Consider the following 17,326-nt stretch of genomic DNA (forward strand, 5'->3'; position numbering starts at 1 on the left):
TTTTCTGACTTTAAATTATCTTTTTATGACATTTTTATTAAAAATGTATTTTTTCGCTTGATTCTTACCCTAAAAGCACCAGATAATCGTTTGCGTCAAATTCTCTCACTTAATCCACACGAAAAACCAAACGTTTGCTTTTGACTCCCTCTTAAGATTTTTATCGGTAAGAGGTTATTTTAATTGATACGTAATCGTTTTCGTTTTTTGGAGAGTGAACCGTTTTTATGTCAGAGGAATGTAATGTCTGCTAATCAATCAGCAACCACAGGTAAACTGGATAGCTATTTTAAACTTACAGCTCGCGGTACAACTGTTCGCAAAGAAATGATCGCCGGTTTGACGACATTTTTGGCGATGGTGTATTCCGTGATTGTTGTTCCTAGCATGTTAGGGCAAGCCGGTTTTCCACATACAGCGGTTTTTATCGCAACCTGTTTAGTCGCGGGATTGGGCTCTCTTCTAATGGGATTGTGGGCAAATCTTCCTATGGCAATTGGTTGTGCTATTTCATTAACAGCATTTACCGCTTTCAGCTTGGTCTTAGGACAAAACATCTCTGTACCTGTTGCTTTAGGTGCTGTGTTTTTAATGGGGTGTTTATTCACCGTATTCTCATTAACTGGCATTCGCACTTGGATATTAAAAAATATTCCGACAGGTATTGCTCATGGCGCAGGAATAGGGATAGGGCTATTTCTACTTTTAATCGCAGCAAACAGTGTTGGATTAGTGGTGAAAAACCCATTTGATGGTTTACCTGTTGCAATGGGGAAATTCACTTCATTTTCTGTTCTGATGTCACTTGCTGGATTAGCCGCTATTTTCGGATTAGAAAAGCGTAAAGTACCGGGTGGCGTGCTATTAGTGATTGTTGCCATTTCGATTATTGGTCTGATTTTCGATCCTAATGTAAAATACCAAGGTGTTTTTAAAATGCCTCAATTAGGTGAAGAAGGGCTTTCTTTATTATTCGCAATGGATATTAAAGGAGCATTACAACCTTTAGTTTTACCAAGTGTACTTGCATTAGTAATGACTGCGATTTTTGATGCAACTGGAACTATCCGTGCGGTGGCAGGGCAAGCCAATTTATTAGATAAACGCGGACAAATTATTAATGGCGGAAAAGCACTAACTTCTGACTCCGTCAGTAGTATTTTTGCGGGTGTGATTGGTGCAGCCCCAGCTGCAGTTTATGTTGAATCAGCCGCAGGAACCGCCGCTGGTGGTAAAACAGGATTAACCGCAACAGTGGTGGGTATTTTATTTTTACTGATCCTTTTCTTATCGCCTCTCTCTTATTTAGTTCCAGCTTATGCAACAGCACCTGCGTTAATGTATGTAGGTTTATTGATGCTAGGTAATGTCACTAAATTAGATTTCAGTGATTTTGTTGATGCTATGTCTGGCATGGTGTGTGCTGTATTTATTGTTTTAACATGCAATATCGTCACAGGCATTATGTTAGGTTTTGGCTGTTTAGTGATTGGTCGAGTATTTGCTGGCGAGTGGCGTAAACTCAATATTGGTACAGTATTAATTACTATTGCTTTAGTGGCATTTTATGCGGGCGAGTGGGCGATTTAATTCGAATCATCGGTTTTAAAGACAAAAAGCGGAATATATCTATATTCCGCTTTTTTGCTATTTATTTATCTACTTTAATTCGCTATTGTCGAAATTAAGCTTAGTTTTTAAATAATTGGTAGAATATATGCAAGAAATAAAAATACGCCATGGCGAGCCAGACGACGCAACCGCAATTCAACAGTTATATACTCATCCTGATTTATATATTTGTACTTGCCAATTTCCTTACCCTTCTGTGACGATGTGGAAAAAAAGATTACTCGAATTTGCAGAACAAAATATTCCTAATTTTGTAGCAACTATTGATGGTCAAGTTGCGGGGCATTTAGCTCTGATAATTGATAATCATCCTCGTCGTCGCCACATTGTCAGTTTCGGTATTGGTGTTGGTGCAGAGTATTCTGGAAAAGGTGTCGGTAAGTTACTTATCAATACAGCAATTGATTATGCATTCAATTGGTTAGCCGCAACGCGTTTAGAGTTGGAAGTGTATTCAGATAATGAAAAAGGCTTACATTTATATAAAAAATTAGGCTTTGAAGTTGAAGGTATACGCCGTAAAGCGGCGTTTAGAGATGGAAAGTATTGTGATGTCGTCATGATGTCGATGTTAAGAACGATTGAATAATCATGTGAATAAGCGACATTGCTCTAAAAATTAATCGATATTGTCTTTTATTTGTTATTTTTATTTAATTTCTTAATGTTTTACGTTTGTATACGAGTAATTACATCGTTTAGACGGAAAAAGAGAAATAAAAACGTATGCTTTCGATGTTTAATGCCGTTAATAAATAAAGAGTAATGAGAAGTGCGCAATTTGTAGCGTTAGATACGATTAATCTTAATTTTAAATAATTACACATGAGTCTGTGTGGGATCTGTTTAAAATAAGGAAAGGTAAAGAAAGGCATGGCGCATAAATTTTTGCAGGGTGTGTTTTTTTATCATTCAGTAGGGTTTTCTTTTTTAAGGAAAAGATAACAAGTTTTTGGGATAAAAATAGGCATGTAAGGGTAACATGGAAATTTTCTTTACTATTTTGATTTTAATACTGGTGGTTTCAGTTTCGGGGGTTATTACAAAACTAATTCCCTTTCGTGTTCCGTTACCATTAATACAGATTGTGATAGGGGCTTTATTGGCATGGCCTCAATTTGGTTTACATGTCACTTTTGATCCTGAATTATTCCTCGTCCTATTGATCCCTCCTTTGTTGTTTGTTGATGGTTGGAAAACGCCGACACGAGAATTTATTCAAAATGGGCGTGAGATTTTTATTCTTGTGCTTGTTTTAGTGATGGTAACTGTTGTTGGTATTGGTTATTTAATTTATTGGATGATGCCAAGTATCCCTCTGATTTCTGCATTCGCATTAGCGGCGGTGCTTTCACCAACGGATGCGGTAGCTCTTTCTTCCATCGTTGGTAAAGGGCGAATACCTAAGCGAATAATGGGTATTTTAGAGGGTGAAGCATTAATGAATGATGCTTCAGGTCTGGTTGCCTTGAAATTTGCGGTTGCTGTAGCAATGGGCACTATGGTGTTTACTGTGGGGGGCGCGACACTTGAGTTCTTTAAAGTCGCTGTCGGCGGATTATTGGCCGGTATTGGCGTCACCTTGATTTACAGTAAATCTCTGCGATTAATGAGTCGCTGGAGTGGTGATGATCCTGCTACACAAATCGTCTTTATGTTATTGCTACCTTTTGCGTCCTACTTAATTGCAGAGCATATTGGTTTTTCAGGAATTTTAGCTGCTGTTGCTGCAGGTATGACTATCAGTAAATCCGGTGTAATTCGTAATGCACCACTCGCAATGCGTTTACGTGCTGATAGCGTGTGGTCAATGCTTGAATTTGTCTTTAACGGCCTTGTCTTTATTATGCTCGGCTTACAACTTCCGATTATTTGGACAAGCTCTGTTATTCAGGCCGACCTTGATCCAGAAGTCGAAGTGTGGATGTTGTTTGCTGCCGTATTTGTCATCTATTTTGCATTACTTATTTTACGTTTTACATGGTTATGGCTGATGAAAAAAATTAGCCGTATCTTTATGAGAAAACACCCACTTGATTTTGCCAATTATACAACGCGTGAACTGTGGCTTTCGTCATTTGCTGGTGTTCGTGGTGCGATTACTCTAGCAGGTGCGCTCTCTATTCCACTCTTTTTAACTGATGGCAGTACTTTCCCTGGTCGTTATCAAATCATCTTTATCGCAGCGGGTGTTATTTTACTGTCAATCCTTGTCGGTATTATTTCGCTTCCTTTCCTGTTGAAAGGCGTGAAAACTACGGATAAAGAAGCCGATAAAAATGAAGTTCGTTATGCGCGAAAAATTATGGCAGAAGTGGCGATTGTCAGCTTGAATAAAATGGAAGAGCGTTTAGCTGCTAGTACAGAAGAGCAACTTGATGCAGAAGAAATTAATGAAGTTGCTTCCCGGGTAACAGGCTATTTACGACGTCGTACTGCAAACCAAGATGAAATGGTTCATAACATGTTAGAAGAAGATCTTGAAAGACGTTTTCGCCTAACTGCATTACGTGCTGAACGTGGTGAGCTTTACCATTTAAGGGCTACGCGAAAAATCAGTAATGAAACACTCCAATTGTTGCTACATGAATTGGATTTAATGGAAGCACTGTTAGTTGAGAAAGATAGTTAATTATGTGGTTGCTCATTATTACAACACTGTTATGGGCAGCCTCTTTTAGCCTGATCGGCGAGTATCTTGCGGGTCAGGTTGATAGTTGGCTCTCTGTTTTGATCCGTGTTTCTTTAGCGGCTTTGGTCTTTTTACCTTTCTTACGTTGGAAGGGAATTCGTTTTAAGGTGATTTTGCTTTATATGAGTGTGGGAGCTTGCCAACTTGGTATCATGTATCTGTTTGTCTTCCATGCTTATAACTATTTGACCGTCGCAGAATTCTTACTATTTACCGTATTAACACCGCTTTATGTCACGTTAATTTATGATCTATTAGAACGCCAGAAATTACGCTGGGGTTATGCATTCAGCTCCTTATTAGCCGTGTTAGGGGCCGCTATTATTCGTTATGACCATTTAAGTGATGATTTTTGGTATGGATTGTTATTAGTGCAACTTGCTAATATTTTCTTTGCTATCGGTCAGGTGGGTTATAAGCGATTAATGGAAGTACATCCAATTCCACAACATCATGCGTTTTCTTGGTTTTATCTTGGTGCTGTTGCCGTTTCACTGATTGGTGCGTTGTGTTTTGCTGATTGGCAGAAAATGCCAACAACATCGCTACAATGGGGTGTTTTATTCTGGTTAGGAATAGGGGCTTCTGGAATAGGTTATTTCATGTGGAACTATGGTGCCACACAAGTTGATGCTGGAACCTTAGCTATTATGAATAACATGATGATTCCAGCCGGATTATTAGTTAATTTCTCTATTTGGCAACAACATCCAAATTGGCCAAGTTTCATCATAGGCGCGAGCCTGATTGTTGCATCACTTTGGATCCATCGACGCTGGATACACCGACCTGTTTTACAAAAGGAAGATTGTTAACAGCGTGCTGACCTGATAAACGAATAAATTCACGAATTGCCGGTTGATGTTGCTCTCCACTACGGTTGGCTGCATATAACCGGCTCCATAATCCTTCGCCTAATGTTTTTGTCACCACTAATCCTTGTTTTTCAAAATTTTCTACTGCCCAATGAGGTAGAGCTGCGATCCCCATGCCAGCTGCAACCATTTGAATTAACAACAATGTATTATCGACATGTTTAAAATGTGGTGTTATTCCTGCGGGTTGTAAAAAATGGCGCCACACATCAAAACGCTCTCTTTGCACAGGATAAATAAATAAGGTTTCTGCAATTAAATCTTGTGGCTGAATATGTAATCTATTCGCGAGAGGGTGTTCAGGCGATAAAACTAGCTTAACTTCATAGTCAAACAGCGGGGTATAATGTAAACGTGCATCATCTAAAATATCAGAGGTTAGCACTACATCTAATTCACGTTGTAGTAATGCAGGTTGTGGATCAAACGTAACCCCCGAATGGAAATCGACATTGACTTCAGGCCATGTTTGGCGATATTGCTGTAATGCGGGTGTTAACCATTGAATACAACTATGGCATTCAATCGCAATATTTAAATTTGAACTCCCCGGCTCATTACATGCTTCAATCGCTCTGCGTACGATAGGCAGAACTTCTTCGGCTAATTTGACCAACACTTCACCTTGTGAGGTAAAACGCAGTGGTTGGCTTTTACGCACAAAAATTCGATAACCCAGACGATGTTCTAATTCACTAAATTGATGTGAAAGAGCCGACTGTGTTTGATGTAGTTGATTTGCTGCGTTAGCAAGAGATCCAGTGTGCTTTAGTGCCAATATCGTTTTTAAGTGTTTTATTTCTATCATGAGAAACCTTCATGTTGTTGATGAAAAATTTGCGCTTGTGATTTATACACTACCTGTAGATTATGGATGTGTAAACATCTAGACGGCTAAAAACAGGATTTTAATTATGACAATTCGCAATCACACACTGGGTTTCCCTCGTATTGGCTTAGATAGAGAGCTAAAAAAGGCACAAGAAAATTATTGGGCAGGTAAGATTTCACAAAAAGAACTTATTGCAGTGGGTAAAGAACTTCGTGCTCGTCACTGGCAACAACAAGCAGATGCAGGTGTGGAATTATTACCTGTTGGTGATTTTGCTTGGTATGACCAAGTATTAGGAACAAGTTTATTGTTAGGTAACGTGCCACCTCGTCATCGTAATGAAGATGGCTCATTAGATCTTGATACATTATTTAGAGTTGCGCGTGGTAGAGCGCCAACGGGTAAGCCTGCCGCTGCATCTGAAATGACGAAATGGTTTAATACTAACTATCACTATATCGTACCGGAATTCCAACAAGGTCAATCATTTACCTTTGCATGGAAAGAGTTATTAGATGAAGTAGATGAAGCATTAGCTCTTGGTCATAAAATAAAACCAGTGTTACTGGGGCCGGTGACTTATCTTTGGTTAGGCAAAGTGAAAGGGCCTGAATTTGATCGATTAACGCTTTTAAAAGAAATTCTTCCTATCTATCAACAAGTTATTAATGCATTAAAAGAGAAAGGTATTGAGTGGGTACAAATTGATGAGCCTGCATTGGTATTGGATTTACCAATTGAATGGCAAAACGCATACCAAACTGCTTATCAAACATTAGCGGGGCAGGTTAAATTACTGCTGACAACTTATTTTGATGGTATTTCTCATCATCTTGATATTATTAAGAACTTACCTATTAATGGGCTTCATGTTGATCTTTCAGCAGGTCAGGATGATTTGCAACATTTACATCAAACATTACCCAAAGATTGGGTGCTGTCATTAGGTGTTATTAATGGCCGTAATGTTTGGAAAGCTGATTTGAGCACTCGTTATCAGCAAGTCATTGCGCTAAAAGGTAAACGTCCATTATGGATCGGAACTTCATGTTCATTACTGCATAGCCCAATTGATTTAAAGGCAGAAACTAAACTTGATGATGAAGTAAAAAGTTGGTTTGCTTTTGCTGTTCAAAAATGTGAAGAAGTGGCTTTGTTGACTCAGGCACTAAATGCGTCCGAAGGCGAGTATGATGATCAATTGGCACAATACAGTGCCCCAATTCGCCAACGCCAACATTCTACACGTGTGCATAATGCTAAAGTGGCAGCTCGTTTAGAGGCGATTAAAGCGCAAGACAGTGAAAGAAATTCACCTTATACCCAACGTGCAGAAGTTCAACGTGCTCGGTTTAATCTGCCACTATGGCCAACCACGACCATTGGCTCATTTCCTCAAACCACTGAAATTCGTACTGTACGCCTTGATTTCAAAAAAGGAAATATTGATACAGTAGCTTATCGCAAAAACATTAGTGAACATATTAAGCAAGCGATAACGGAGCAAGAAAACCTAGGACTTGATGTATTAGTGCATGGTGAAGCTGAACGTAACGACATGGTGGAGTATTTCGGTGAGCACTTTGATGGCTATGTCTTTACACAGAATGGGTGGGTACAAAGTTATGGCTCACGTTGTGTAAAACCACCAGTGATTATTGGCGATATTAGTCGTCCAAAAGCGATTACTGTGGATTGGGCAACTTACGCACAATCATTAACTGAAAAGCCAGTTAAAGGAATGTTAACAGGGCCAGTGACAATTTTATGTTGGTCGTTCCCTCGTGAAGATGTGACGCGTGAAACCATTGCAAAACAGATTGCGTTAGCACTGCGTGATGAAGTCAATGATTTACAAAAAGCGGGTATAGGTATCATCCAAATAGATGAACCAGCCTTACGTGAAGGATTACCACTGCGTCGTGATGAATGGCAAGCTTATCTTGATTGGGCCGTTGATGCCTTTAAATTAAGTGCCGCTGTCGCTGATGATGAAACGCAAATTCACACGCATATGTGTTATTGCGAGTTTAACGACATCATGGATTCTATTGCAGCACTGGATGCGGATGTGATTACTATCGAAACTTCACGTTCAGATATGGAGCTTTTAGAAGCCTTTGAACACTTTGATTACCCAAATGAAATTGGGCCTGGTGTTTATGATATTCACTCGCCTAACGTGCCAAATGTAGAATGGATTGTGGGATTATTAAGAAAAGCGCAATCACGTATTCCAGCAGAGCGTTTATGGGTGAACCCAGATTGTGGATTAAAAACACGAGGCTGGACTGAAACACGCGCAGCATTAGCGAATATGGTGGAAGCCGCTAAATATTTACGCCAGAACGTATAATAAAATAATTACTTGTTAGCCTGCTATTTTTGAATGGTTACTTTGATAAAAAGTCACATCATTAAAATAGCAGGCTAATTTTATATAAATAAAAAAGAGCATTAATTAAAACTCGGAGCAAATCTTATTATTGATATTCTAGAGAGTTGTTATACTGCGAGAACTCGCTAATTTTATGGATATAATTATTGTGCAAACTAGCATTAAACTTTCGGATAAAGTATTAGATGCTTTTCCAACTCGACCTTTGACATTGGTTCCACTAAGAGGAGATGGTGGACTATTCCGCACCTTATTTTTAGTGGTTGTGATGTTAGCATTGACTGTATTTAGTGCATATCAAATCCCTAATATTCTTTATGATTATAAAATCAGTGAGAATGCGGTTCCTATTAATGCTACAGTAAAAGGCTCTTGTCGATCACAACTCTTTGTTTTAACTAACTGTAGTGTTGATTTGCGTTATAAAGGTCATGAGGTTTCACGTAATTTTACCTTTTTAGATTTAGGTTCAAAGGATGTACTTGTTGAACCCGTTGCTGATGCAAATGATCTTAGCAAAATGACCGTTGATGTAGCGATAGATAATATTTGGCTTCGCCTAATTAGTACGGTTATTTTTATCGGCTTATTTGGGATTAGTGTGATCTTTTTTATTTATCGTCAAATATTGACGAGTAAAGTGAGAAAAGCCTTATTATCAGTGGGAACTCAACCGCTAAAATTAATAGCGATCCCAGCAAAAATGGTTGTGAGTAATAAGCAATTTATTGCAACTTATCATCTTAATTTAGACGGTAAAGATATTCGTATTGCTTATTCAGGAAATAAAAAAACACCGCCTATTGTAATTGAAAAAGATGGAAATACTTATGTATTAGCCGTTTATTCGCCACAACAGAATATCCCTTATGCTTTGGATGTGCCTTTAGAGCGTATTCAAGCAACGCCAGAAGAGAAGCAACGTTTTCATGACGCGTTAATTGAAGAAGGTTTGCTGTAATCAATTTTGATTATTAAGAATGTGATGCGTTTTCTCTTATGGGGTATAAGGGAAAACGCATTAAATAAGTACGATTAAAACAGTTTGTTTATTTAACCACCAAAAATCTTCGCTTTTAGAATATCCATCCCCGCACTGACTAAATCTAAATCTTTAGGTACCACACCATCTGGTGTCACTTTATTAATTAATTTAGGGAGATATTGTGCTGCCATTTCAGAGGCTTCAGTTGCACTTAAATTAATCTTTGACGCAAGTTCATTAATAACAGGTGATGAGAAAACAGTTACGATTTGTTCAGCACTGATAGGTAAATTTGTATTTGTACTTATCCAAGATTGGATCAGCTCACTTAAACCCGCTGTATCAAATTGCTTTATTAAGCCTTCAATGCCACCTTGAGACTCAACCCAGTCGAGGACAGTTTTGTATTGATTGATTTTTTCGCCACCCAATAGGCTTGCAATTTGGTTAAATAAGCTCATGTTCACTCCTGTGACAAGGTGTTTGTCACATTAAGATGTTTGTTTTAAGGGCGGGTAGTGTACGCGTTATATTCGTCATACTTCAAGCTTCTCGTCATACTTCAAGTTGTAACATTCACTCACACTAGTCGCCTAGCTACATCTTGAATTATTTAGAGTATATGTTTGCTAGGGTATGTTTATTTGTATTAGTTAACGGCATTTTGAATTATTTAGAGTATATGTGCATCAAGGTATTTGTGTCGTCTATACTGATAAATGAAATGTTTATTTTAGTGAATGATTGAAGTAAGCGAATATTGATAATGTATTCGCTGAAAATGTATTTCGAACGTTATATTTCGTGATGATAATCACAATTTTATGAAATTGTTACTTTGTTTGGCACCTTGTAGGTGATATTGGTCACTAAAAAGGTCTGTAAAGCTGATAAAGTAAGTCTTAATTTAATGATCATTGGTTTTGTCCCATTGAGGAGTCCGATATGTCTGATGTATTTCACTTAGGTTTAACCAAAAATGACCTACAGGGTGCCACTTTAGCAATTGTTCCAGGTGATCCTAAGCGTGTTGAAAAAATTGCAAAATTAATGGATAACCCTGTCCATCTGGCTTCTTTACGTGAATACACGTCATGGCGTGGTGAAATTGATGGCAAAGCTGTCATTGTTTGCTCAACAGGTATCGGTGGTCCATCTACCTCTATCGCAGTTGAAGAATTAGCACAATTAGGTATTCGTACTTTCTTGCGTATTGGTACAACAGGTGCAATTCAAGAACATATCAACGTAGGTGATATTCTTGTGACGACTGCTGCAGTTCGTTTAGATGGCGCAAGCTTACATTTTGCACCAATGGAATTCCCTGCTGTTTCTGATTTTGAATGTATGAACGCACTGTACAAAGCTGCTAAAGACAATGGCTCAACTGTACACGTAGGTGTAACTGCGTCTTCTGATACATTCTATCCAGGACAAGAACGTTACGACACTTATACAGGCCGTGTTGTTCGCCGTTTCAAAGGCTCTATGAAAGAGTGGCAAGAAATGGGTGTAATGAACTATGAAATGGAATCTGCAACATTACTAACAATGTGTGCAAGCCAAGGTTTACGTGCAGGTATGGTTGCGGGTGTTATCGTAAACCGTACTCAGCAAGAAATTCCAGATGCAGAATTACTGAAGAAAACAGAAAATAATGCACTTGGTATCGTTATTGAAGCAGCTCGTATTTTAATGAAGTAAGCGTTTTCAATTGAATGCTAAAGCCCTTAATACAAAAGTATTAAGGGTTTTTTTTGTATGGTAATTCATCACGTTAATATGACATGACAACAGAAGATGATTTCTGTTAAGGTCTTTAAGAATTTAACAACATAATAATGAGAAGAGGCGTTATGACTGATATCTTACAAACACATCCTTCGGTATTGCCTTTAGTTGGTGGGATCAACTTTCGTGATTTAGGTGGAAAAAAATTAAGTAATGGTGGTGTTATTAAACCTGGAATGCTCTTTCGCTCAGGATCACTGGATAGATTAACCCATACAGATCAATCTCTTCTCATCGATAGAAATCTTTTTCAAATCATTGATTATCGTGACGCAGGCGAAATTATTGATAAACCAGATCGGGTTTGGGAAGGTGCTCAATATTATCACGCACCTGCAAATCCATTATCAAAAGAAGTCTCCGCTAATCTTGAAAAATTGACACCTGAAATATTAGAGCAATTTGATGCCAAAGCATTTATGTTTCAGCTATATAAATTATTACCTATCAATAATCCCGCATATAAACAACTGGCTACGCTATTAAAGCAACCTGAAAAAGGGGGCGTAGTGCAACATTGTGCAGTAGGTAAAGATAGAACAGGCGTTGGTTCTGCATTAGTTTTGTTTGCATTAGGTGCATCTTTAGATGTGGTGATGGAAGACTATCTACTGACTAATGAAACATTGGCACCTTATCGTGCTTACCTTCTAGAAGAACATGCCAAGACCATGAGTGAAAATATTGTTGATAAATTTGCTTATGTTTATTCCGTACAAGAAGAATTTCTACAAACGGCGTTAACCAGTATTAATCAGCATTACGGTAATGTGGATACTTGGCTAGAGAAAGATATCGGTTTAGATGCTTCTAGCCGAGATGCCTTACAAAATTATTTTCTTGAATAATAAAGTGATTTATATTCGGTTAATCAGTCTGTTTTATTTCACTTAGGTTAACCGATTTAAGGCCTCTATTTTGACAGTACAAGATATCATTCATACCATCACTCTCTTTGTAAAAGAGCACGAAATTTGGGCTATTCCTATCGTGTTCTTTCTTGCTTTTGGTGAATCACTTGCTTTTATCTCTTTGCTGATCCCCGCAACGGTTATTTTATTGGGATTAGGGGCTTTAATTGGTGAAAGTGGCTTATTTTTTTGGCCGATTTGGCTTGCTGCTGCATTAGGCGCTTTTTTCGGAGATTGGGTCTCATACTGGGTAGGTTTTCACTATAAAGAGGGCGTGAGAAACTTATGGCCAATTTCGCGCTCACCACAAACGCTTGTTAGAGGTCATCAATTTTTTAATCGTTGGGGGATCTGGGGCGTATTTATTGGGCGTTTTTTTGGGCCTTTTCGTGCGATTGTTCCATTAGTTGCGGGCATTTGTGCAATGCCACAGCGTTATTTTCAAATTGCTAATTTAACATCAGCCATGATCTGGGCATTTGGTATTTTGGCGCCCGGTGCCTTTGGTTTGCAATGGCTTGCGAAATGGGTGGGATAACTGCGTCCTTTATCGCAAATCAAGTCACGATGTAAATTGTTGCTAGACAATATTACCTATGCGTTTTAACTTAGCCCGCTGGAAAGTAAAAAGGTCACTTTAGTGGATATTCAGTTGTTATATGGGATCATTGGTTTATTAGGCGGTGTGCTAGTCGGTGGTGCGCTTGTTTGGTGGTCTATCCAACAACGTTTAGCTGATAAAGAAGCCATGCTGCGTGAAAACTACACACAGCTTGCCGTTGCCCAAGAAAAATCAGCAATTATCCCTTCTTTACAACAGCATATAGAACAACTAGAGCAAGAATTGCGCGCTCAACGAGAAATTATTACCTCTCAAGAAGCAGAATTAAGAGAAGTAACAACGCGGTGGGAAGAGAGTCGTTTATCTGCTGAAGAAAAACAGCGACTATTAGTCAATAGTGAGCAACGGCTTGCGACGCAGTTTGAAAATCTGGCTAATCGTATTTTTGAACAAAGTGGGCGTAAAGCCGAAGAGTTAAATCGACAAGGACTAACGCATTTGCTGTCACCTTTTCGTGAACAATTGGAAAGTTTTCGACGCCAAGTTCAAGATGGTTTTGGGCAAGAAGCCAGAGAGCGACATACCTTAGTTCATGAAATTCGCCAGCTTCAACAATTAAATGTCAAAATGGCACAAGAAGCGGTGAATCTAACAAATGCCTTAAAAGGGGACAATAAAGTCCAAGGTAATTGGGGTGAAACGGTATTAGCGCGTATATTAGAGTCTTCAGGATTACGTGAAGGCCATGAATTTGAAACGCAGGTGAGTATTCGCCATGAAAATGGCGGTCGCTATCAACCTGACGTTATTGTGCACTTACCCCATGGTAGGGATGTCATTATCGACGCTAAAATGTCGCTGGTGGCATATGAAAAGTATTTTAGTAGCCATGATGATAATGAACGTAAACAGGCGCTTTATGCACATGTGAACTCAATTAGAACGCATATTAAAGGATTGAGTGTAAAAGATTATCATAAACTACCGGGTGTTACGTCTTTAGACTATGTTTTGATGTTTATACCCATAGAGCCAGCTTATCTTGTTGCAATTGGTCATTCTCCTGACTTGTTAGAAGAAGCATTGAAAAACAATATAATGTTAGTTGGGCCATCTACTTTACTTGTTGCTTTGCGTACAATAGCTGCATTGTGGCGATATGAATATCAAAGCCAAAATGCGCAAGAAATTGCGGATAGGGCGGCTAAAATGTATGACAAATTAAGACTTTTCGTTGATGATATGCAAGGGCTAGGAAACAGTATTCAAAAAGCGCAGTCTGGCTATTTATTGGCGATGAAAAAACTCTCTGAAGGTCGCGGAAATCTTATCAGTCAAGCGGAAGGCTTTAAATCCCTAGGGGTAGAGATAAAAAAAACGATTGATAATGATCTCATTGAAAAATCGACGTCTGATTGATTTGAAAAATAAAGAGACAAAGATTTCTGAAATAAGACCAGTACTGAATTTACTAAATTTTGATTAATTAGCGGGCAAATAATATGACTCAACAAACTAAGGAAACAACAGATTTTGGTTTCCAAACCGTTGACAAAGATGATAAACAAACCATGGTTGCAAGGGTTTTTCACTCTGTCGCGTCTAAATATGATTTAATGAATGACTTGATGTCTTTCGGTGTTCACCGCATCTGGAAACGTTATACCATTGAAGCAAGTGGTGTAAGACGTAACCAACGAGTTCTTGATCTTGCGGGTGGTACTGGTGATTTAACAGCTAAATTCTCTCGCCTAGTAGGTGAAAATGGAGAAGTTGTTTTAGCTGATATTAATGATTCAATGCTGAAAATGGGGCGTGAGAAGCTACACGATCACGGTATTGTCGGTAATGTTAACTACGTACAAGCAAATGCTGAAGAGTTACCTTTCCCTGATAACCATTTCGACTGCATCACTATCTCCTTTGGCTTACGTAACGTGACCGATAAAGCGAAAGCATTACGTTCTATGTTTCGTGTATTGAAACCAGGTGGACGTTTGTTGGTGCTGGAGTTCTCTAAACCGGTTCTTGATCCCTTAAGTAAGATTTATGATGCTTACTCTTTCCATATCCTACCTAAAATTGGTCAAGTGATTGTAAATGATGCTGAAAGTTACCGTTATTTAACGGAATCAATTCGTATGCATCCAGACCAAGAAACTTTAAAAGGTATGATGGAAGAAGCGGGATTTGACCAAGTGACCTATACCAACATGACTGGCGGTATAGTTGCTCTACACAAAGGATTTAAATTCTGAGATGGAAAAAGCCACTTTTTCTCATGATATTGCTTCTCAAGTGCTGTATCCGCTGTTAACAGCATCAATGGAGACAGCTCTTAATCATGTTTTATATCAGGAAAATGTGCTTAAACCTGCCCGCAATCGCCTTGCGGGCAAAGTGTTGGCGCTTTCTATCAATGAGTTTCCTCGTTCCATCTACTTAGTCTTTAGCGAACAACAAGTTGATGTATTAAGCCAGTGGGATGATGAAACTGATTGTTTGATAAAAACAAAATTACTCACACTGATTAAGCTTCGTGATCGCCAGAAAATGTCAGAACTGATCAATCGTGGCGATATTACTATTGATGGTGATATGCAGGTTGTTCAAAATTGGTCTGCATTGCTAGATATGGCGCAGTGGGATCCCGCGCAATATTTGGCGCCTTATATTGGTGATATAGCAGCGCAAAGTTTGACTGTTGTTGCAGGAAAGGGCGTTCAGTTATTTTCTTCACTCTTGAGTCACCAAAAAGGTTATTTACGTGATGCGTTAATTGAAGAGTGGAAAACCGCACCTAGTGCATTAGAAACAGTCCATTTTTATGATGAAATAGAACAACTTGCACAGCAAACAGCCGAACTAGAAAAACGGTTAGGCACATTGGAGAAAAAATAATGCTCCTTAGTGAGTTAAAGCGCCTCTATCATATTATTCAGGTATTCTTATCTTATGGGCTTGATGAATTAATTCCTAAACATCGAATTACTTTACCTGCAAGATTAGGATGCCGAGCACTCTTTTGGATCAAAAATAAGCATCCAGAAAAACCATTAGGTGAACGCTTACGACTCGCATTGCAAACATTAGGGCCTGTTTGGATTAAATTAGGTCAAATGTTATCAACTCGACGTGATCTCTTTCCTCCTCAAATTGCTGATCAACTTGCGCTATTGCAAGATAAAGTTGCTCCTTTTGATGGTAAAAAAGCACGACAATATATCGAAAACTCATTCGGTGGCCCTATCGACCAATGGTTTGATGATTTTGATGAAACACCTCTGGCTTCAGCTTCCATTGCTCAGGTTCATACAGCGAAATTAAAAGAAAACGGCAAAGAAGTTGTGCTAAAAGTTATTCGCCCCGATATTCAGCCTGTGATCAAAGCGGATATCCGTTTGATGTATCGCTTGGCAAACCTATTACCATTTTTACCTGATGGTCGTCGTTTACGACCTAAAGAAGTGATCCGCGAATACGAAAAAACATTACTTGATGAGCTAAATTTACTACGCGAAGCTGCTAATGCTATTCAACTTCGTCGTAATTTTGAAAATAGCTCAATGCTTTATATCCCTGAAGTGTATTCAGATTATTGCCATGAAAATGTGATGGTGATGGAACGTATTTATGGTATTCCTGTTTCTGATATTGAAGCGTTGAATGCACAAAAGACGAATATGAAGCTTCTTGCAGAACGTGGTGTAAAAGTCTTTTTTACTCAGGTGTTTAGAGACAGTTTCTTCCATGCGGATATGCATCCTGGTAATGTGTTTATTAGTTATGATCACCCTGAAAATCCATATTATATTGGCATTGATTGCGGTATCGTTGGTTCATTAAATAAAGAAGATAAACGTTATTTAGCTGAAAACTTCTTAGCTTTCTTTAATCGTGATTATCGAAAGGTTGCAGAGTTACATGTTGATTCAGGTTGGGTTCCAGCAGATACCAATGTGGAAGACTTTGAATTTGCAATCCGTACTGTGTGCGAACCAATTTTTGAAAAGCCTCTGTCTGAGATCTCATTTGGTCATGTGTTGCTTAATCTGTTCAATACTGCACGGCGTTTTAATATGGAAGTGCAACCTCAGTTAGTGTTACTTCAAAAAACATTGCTTTATGTTGAAGGGCTTGGACGGCAACTTTATCCACAATTAGATTTATGGAAAACGGCAAAACCTTTCTTAGAAGATTGGTTGCATAGCCAAATTGGTATAACAGCGTTAATGAATGGCATAAAGAGTAAGGCACCTTACTGGATTGAAAAAATGCCAGAGATACCAGAGCTGGTTTATGATAGTCTGAAACAACATAAAAATATGAAGTTAACACTAGACAAATTGACGGAACAAATAAGTTCGCAAAGAGTCAAACAGAGACAGTCTCTATTTTTATTGGGTATAGGTACGACACTGTTTTTATGCGGTAGCCTGTTTTTCGTTTCTGGTTTTAAAACATTATTCAGTGTTTTTATCAGTTTAGGTCTTCTTGCATGGATTTTGGGTTGGTTTAGATCTGGTAATGCACAATAAAAACGCATCAAAGTTTGTCTTTGAGCAAGTTAAAAGATGAATTCGAGATTCCCGAAAATTGAATTCGTTGTATATAATGGGCACTGTTATTAAGTATAACCCCGAAAATA

At 38.5% G+C, this 17,326-nt stretch carries 15 protein-coding genes; 13 read left to right on the forward strand and 2 right to left on the reverse strand.

What is annotated here, in order from left to right:
- The first annotated feature begins 243 nt into the window (after positions 1-243).
- The 4 genes from LG402_RS02035 (at position 244) to LG402_RS02050 (ending at position 5,139) form a co-directional block, all read left to right on the forward strand.
- Positions 244-1,590 (forward strand): NCS2 family permease, encoded by a 1,347-nt coding sequence (locus LG402_RS02035; RefSeq protein WP_109408588.1) that lies wholly within the window; start codon positions 244-246, stop codon positions 1,588-1,590.
- 127 nt (positions 1,591-1,717) lie between these two features.
- Positions 1,718-2,221, forward strand: a complete 504-nt coding sequence (locus LG402_RS02040; RefSeq protein WP_109408589.1) for a GNAT family N-acetyltransferase — start codon at positions 1,718-1,720, stop codon at positions 2,219-2,221.
- 393 nt (positions 2,222-2,614) lie between these two features.
- Positions 2,615-4,264 carry a Na+/H+ antiporter gene (locus LG402_RS02045; protein WP_109408590.1) on the forward strand — a complete coding sequence of 550 codons (1,650 nt, stop codon included), beginning with the start codon at positions 2,615-2,617 and terminating at the stop codon, positions 4,262-4,264.
- Between the two features lie 2 nt (positions 4,265-4,266).
- Positions 4,267-5,139, forward strand: coding sequence for a carboxylate/amino acid/amine transporter (locus LG402_RS02050; protein ID WP_166539241.1), 873 nt, complete (start codon positions 4,267-4,269; stop codon positions 5,137-5,139).
- Here the strand turns inward: LG402_RS02050 and metR are convergent.
- Complete coding sequence (gene metR / locus LG402_RS02055) at positions 5,054-6,007, reverse strand: HTH-type transcriptional regulator MetR (protein ID WP_166539240.1); 954 nt, start codon at positions 6,005-6,007, stop codon at positions 5,054-5,056. The genes LG402_RS02050 and metR overlap by 86 nt on opposite strands.
- A 106-nt stretch (positions 6,008-6,113) precedes the next feature.
- Between metR and metE the strand changes: the two genes are divergently transcribed.
- Both metE and LG402_RS02065 read left to right on the forward strand, forming a co-directional pair.
- Positions 6,114-8,387 carry a 5-methyltetrahydropteroyltriglutamate--homocysteine S-methyltransferase gene (gene metE / locus LG402_RS02060; protein WP_166539239.1) on the forward strand — a complete coding sequence of 758 codons (2,274 nt, stop codon included), beginning with the start codon at positions 6,114-6,116 and terminating at the stop codon, positions 8,385-8,387.
- A gap of 175 nt (positions 8,388-8,562) precedes the next feature.
- On the forward strand, positions 8,563-9,390 hold the full coding sequence (locus LG402_RS02065) for a hypothetical protein (RefSeq protein WP_166539238.1): 828 nt from the start codon (positions 8,563-8,565) through the stop codon (positions 9,388-9,390).
- Between the two features lie 92 nt (positions 9,391-9,482).
- Here the strand turns inward: LG402_RS02065 and LG402_RS02070 are convergent, their stop codons facing one another.
- Complete coding sequence (locus tag LG402_RS02070; RefSeq protein ID WP_109408595.1) at positions 9,483-9,875, reverse strand: YidB family protein; 393 nt, start codon at positions 9,873-9,875, stop codon at positions 9,483-9,485.
- A 484-nt stretch (positions 9,876-10,359) separates the two neighbouring features.
- Between LG402_RS02070 and udp the strand changes: the two genes are divergently transcribed.
- The 7 genes from udp (at position 10,360) to ubiB (ending at position 17,216) form a co-directional block, all read left to right on the forward strand.
- The gene (gene udp, locus LG402_RS02075) at positions 10,360-11,118 is read left to right on the forward strand and encodes a uridine phosphorylase (RefSeq protein WP_023583501.1); all 759 of its coding nucleotides are present in this window, start codon (positions 10,360-10,362) and stop codon (positions 11,116-11,118) included.
- A gap of 152 nt (positions 11,119-11,270) precedes the next feature.
- Positions 11,271-12,053, forward strand: a complete 783-nt coding sequence (locus LG402_RS02080; protein ID WP_109408596.1) for a tyrosine-protein phosphatase — start codon at positions 11,271-11,273, stop codon at positions 12,051-12,053.
- Between the two features lie 70 nt (positions 12,054-12,123).
- Positions 12,124-12,654 (forward strand): DedA family protein, encoded by a 531-nt coding sequence (locus tag LG402_RS02085; protein WP_109408597.1) that lies wholly within the window; start codon positions 12,124-12,126, stop codon positions 12,652-12,654.
- A 102-nt stretch (positions 12,655-12,756) separates the two neighbouring features.
- Positions 12,757-14,097, forward strand: a complete 1,341-nt coding sequence (gene rmuC, locus LG402_RS02090; RefSeq protein WP_109408598.1) for a DNA recombination protein RmuC — start codon at positions 12,757-12,759, stop codon at positions 14,095-14,097.
- Between the two features lie 83 nt (positions 14,098-14,180).
- Positions 14,181-14,936 (forward strand): bifunctional demethylmenaquinone methyltransferase/2-methoxy-6-polyprenyl-1,4-benzoquinol methylase UbiE, encoded by a 756-nt coding sequence (gene ubiE, locus LG402_RS02095; RefSeq protein ID WP_227336347.1) that lies wholly within the window; start codon positions 14,181-14,183, stop codon positions 14,934-14,936.
- Between the two features lies 1 nt (position 14,937).
- Entirely contained in the window at positions 14,938-15,579 is a 642-nt protein-coding gene (locus LG402_RS02100) for an SCP2 domain-containing protein (protein ID WP_227336348.1), read from the forward strand.
- The gene (gene ubiB, locus LG402_RS02105; RefSeq protein ID WP_072069492.1) at positions 15,579-17,216 is read left to right on the forward strand and encodes a ubiquinone biosynthesis regulatory protein kinase UbiB; all 1,638 of its coding nucleotides are present in this window, start codon (positions 15,579-15,581) and stop codon (positions 17,214-17,216) included. Before LG402_RS02100 ends, ubiB begins: the two co-directional genes overlap by 1 nt.
- Positions 17,217-17,326 lie beyond the last annotated feature (110 nt).

Origin of the sequence: Proteus sp. NMG38-2 (assembly GCF_020640995.1) — a bacterium.
Taxonomy (GTDB): domain Bacteria; phylum Pseudomonadota; class Gammaproteobacteria; order Enterobacterales; family Enterobacteriaceae; genus Proteus.

Excerpts from the sequence above, each read along its gene's own strand:
- LG402_RS02065 (WP_166539238.1), top strand. The coding sequence starts at position 8,563 with ATGGATATAATTATTGTGCAAACTAGCATTAAACTTTCGGATAAAGTA.
- metE (WP_166539239.1), top strand. The coding sequence starts at position 6,114 with ATGACAATTCGCAATCACACACTGGGTTTCCCTCGTATTGGCTTAGAT.
- LG402_RS02035 (WP_109408588.1), top strand. The coding sequence starts at position 244 with ATGTCTGCTAATCAATCAGCAACCACAGGTAAACTGGATAGCTATTTT.
- LG402_RS02100 (WP_227336348.1), top strand. The coding sequence starts at position 14,938 with ATGGAAAAAGCCACTTTTTCTCATGATATTGCTTCTCAAGTGCTGTAT.
- LG402_RS02045 (WP_109408590.1), top strand. The coding sequence starts at position 2,615 with ATGGAAATTTTCTTTACTATTTTGATTTTAATACTGGTGGTTTCAGTT.
- LG402_RS02070 (WP_109408595.1), bottom strand. The coding sequence starts at position 9,875 with ATGAGCTTATTTAACCAAATTGCAAGCCTATTGGGTGGCGAAAAAATC.
- ubiE (WP_227336347.1), top strand. The coding sequence starts at position 14,181 with ATGACTCAACAAACTAAGGAAACAACAGATTTTGGTTTCCAAACCGTT.
- udp (WP_023583501.1), top strand. The coding sequence starts at position 10,360 with ATGTCTGATGTATTTCACTTAGGTTTAACCAAAAATGACCTACAGGGT.
- LG402_RS02050 (WP_166539241.1), top strand. The coding sequence starts at position 4,267 with ATGTGGTTGCTCATTATTACAACACTGTTATGGGCAGCCTCTTTTAGC.
- metR (WP_166539240.1), bottom strand. The coding sequence starts at position 6,007 with ATGATAGAAATAAAACACTTAAAAACGATATTGGCACTAAAGCACACT.
- LG402_RS02040 (WP_109408589.1), top strand. The coding sequence starts at position 1,718 with ATGCAAGAAATAAAAATACGCCATGGCGAGCCAGACGACGCAACCGCA.
- LG402_RS02080 (WP_109408596.1), top strand. The coding sequence starts at position 11,271 with ATGACTGATATCTTACAAACACATCCTTCGGTATTGCCTTTAGTTGGT.
- ubiB (WP_072069492.1), top strand. The coding sequence starts at position 15,579 with ATGCTCCTTAGTGAGTTAAAGCGCCTCTATCATATTATTCAGGTATTC.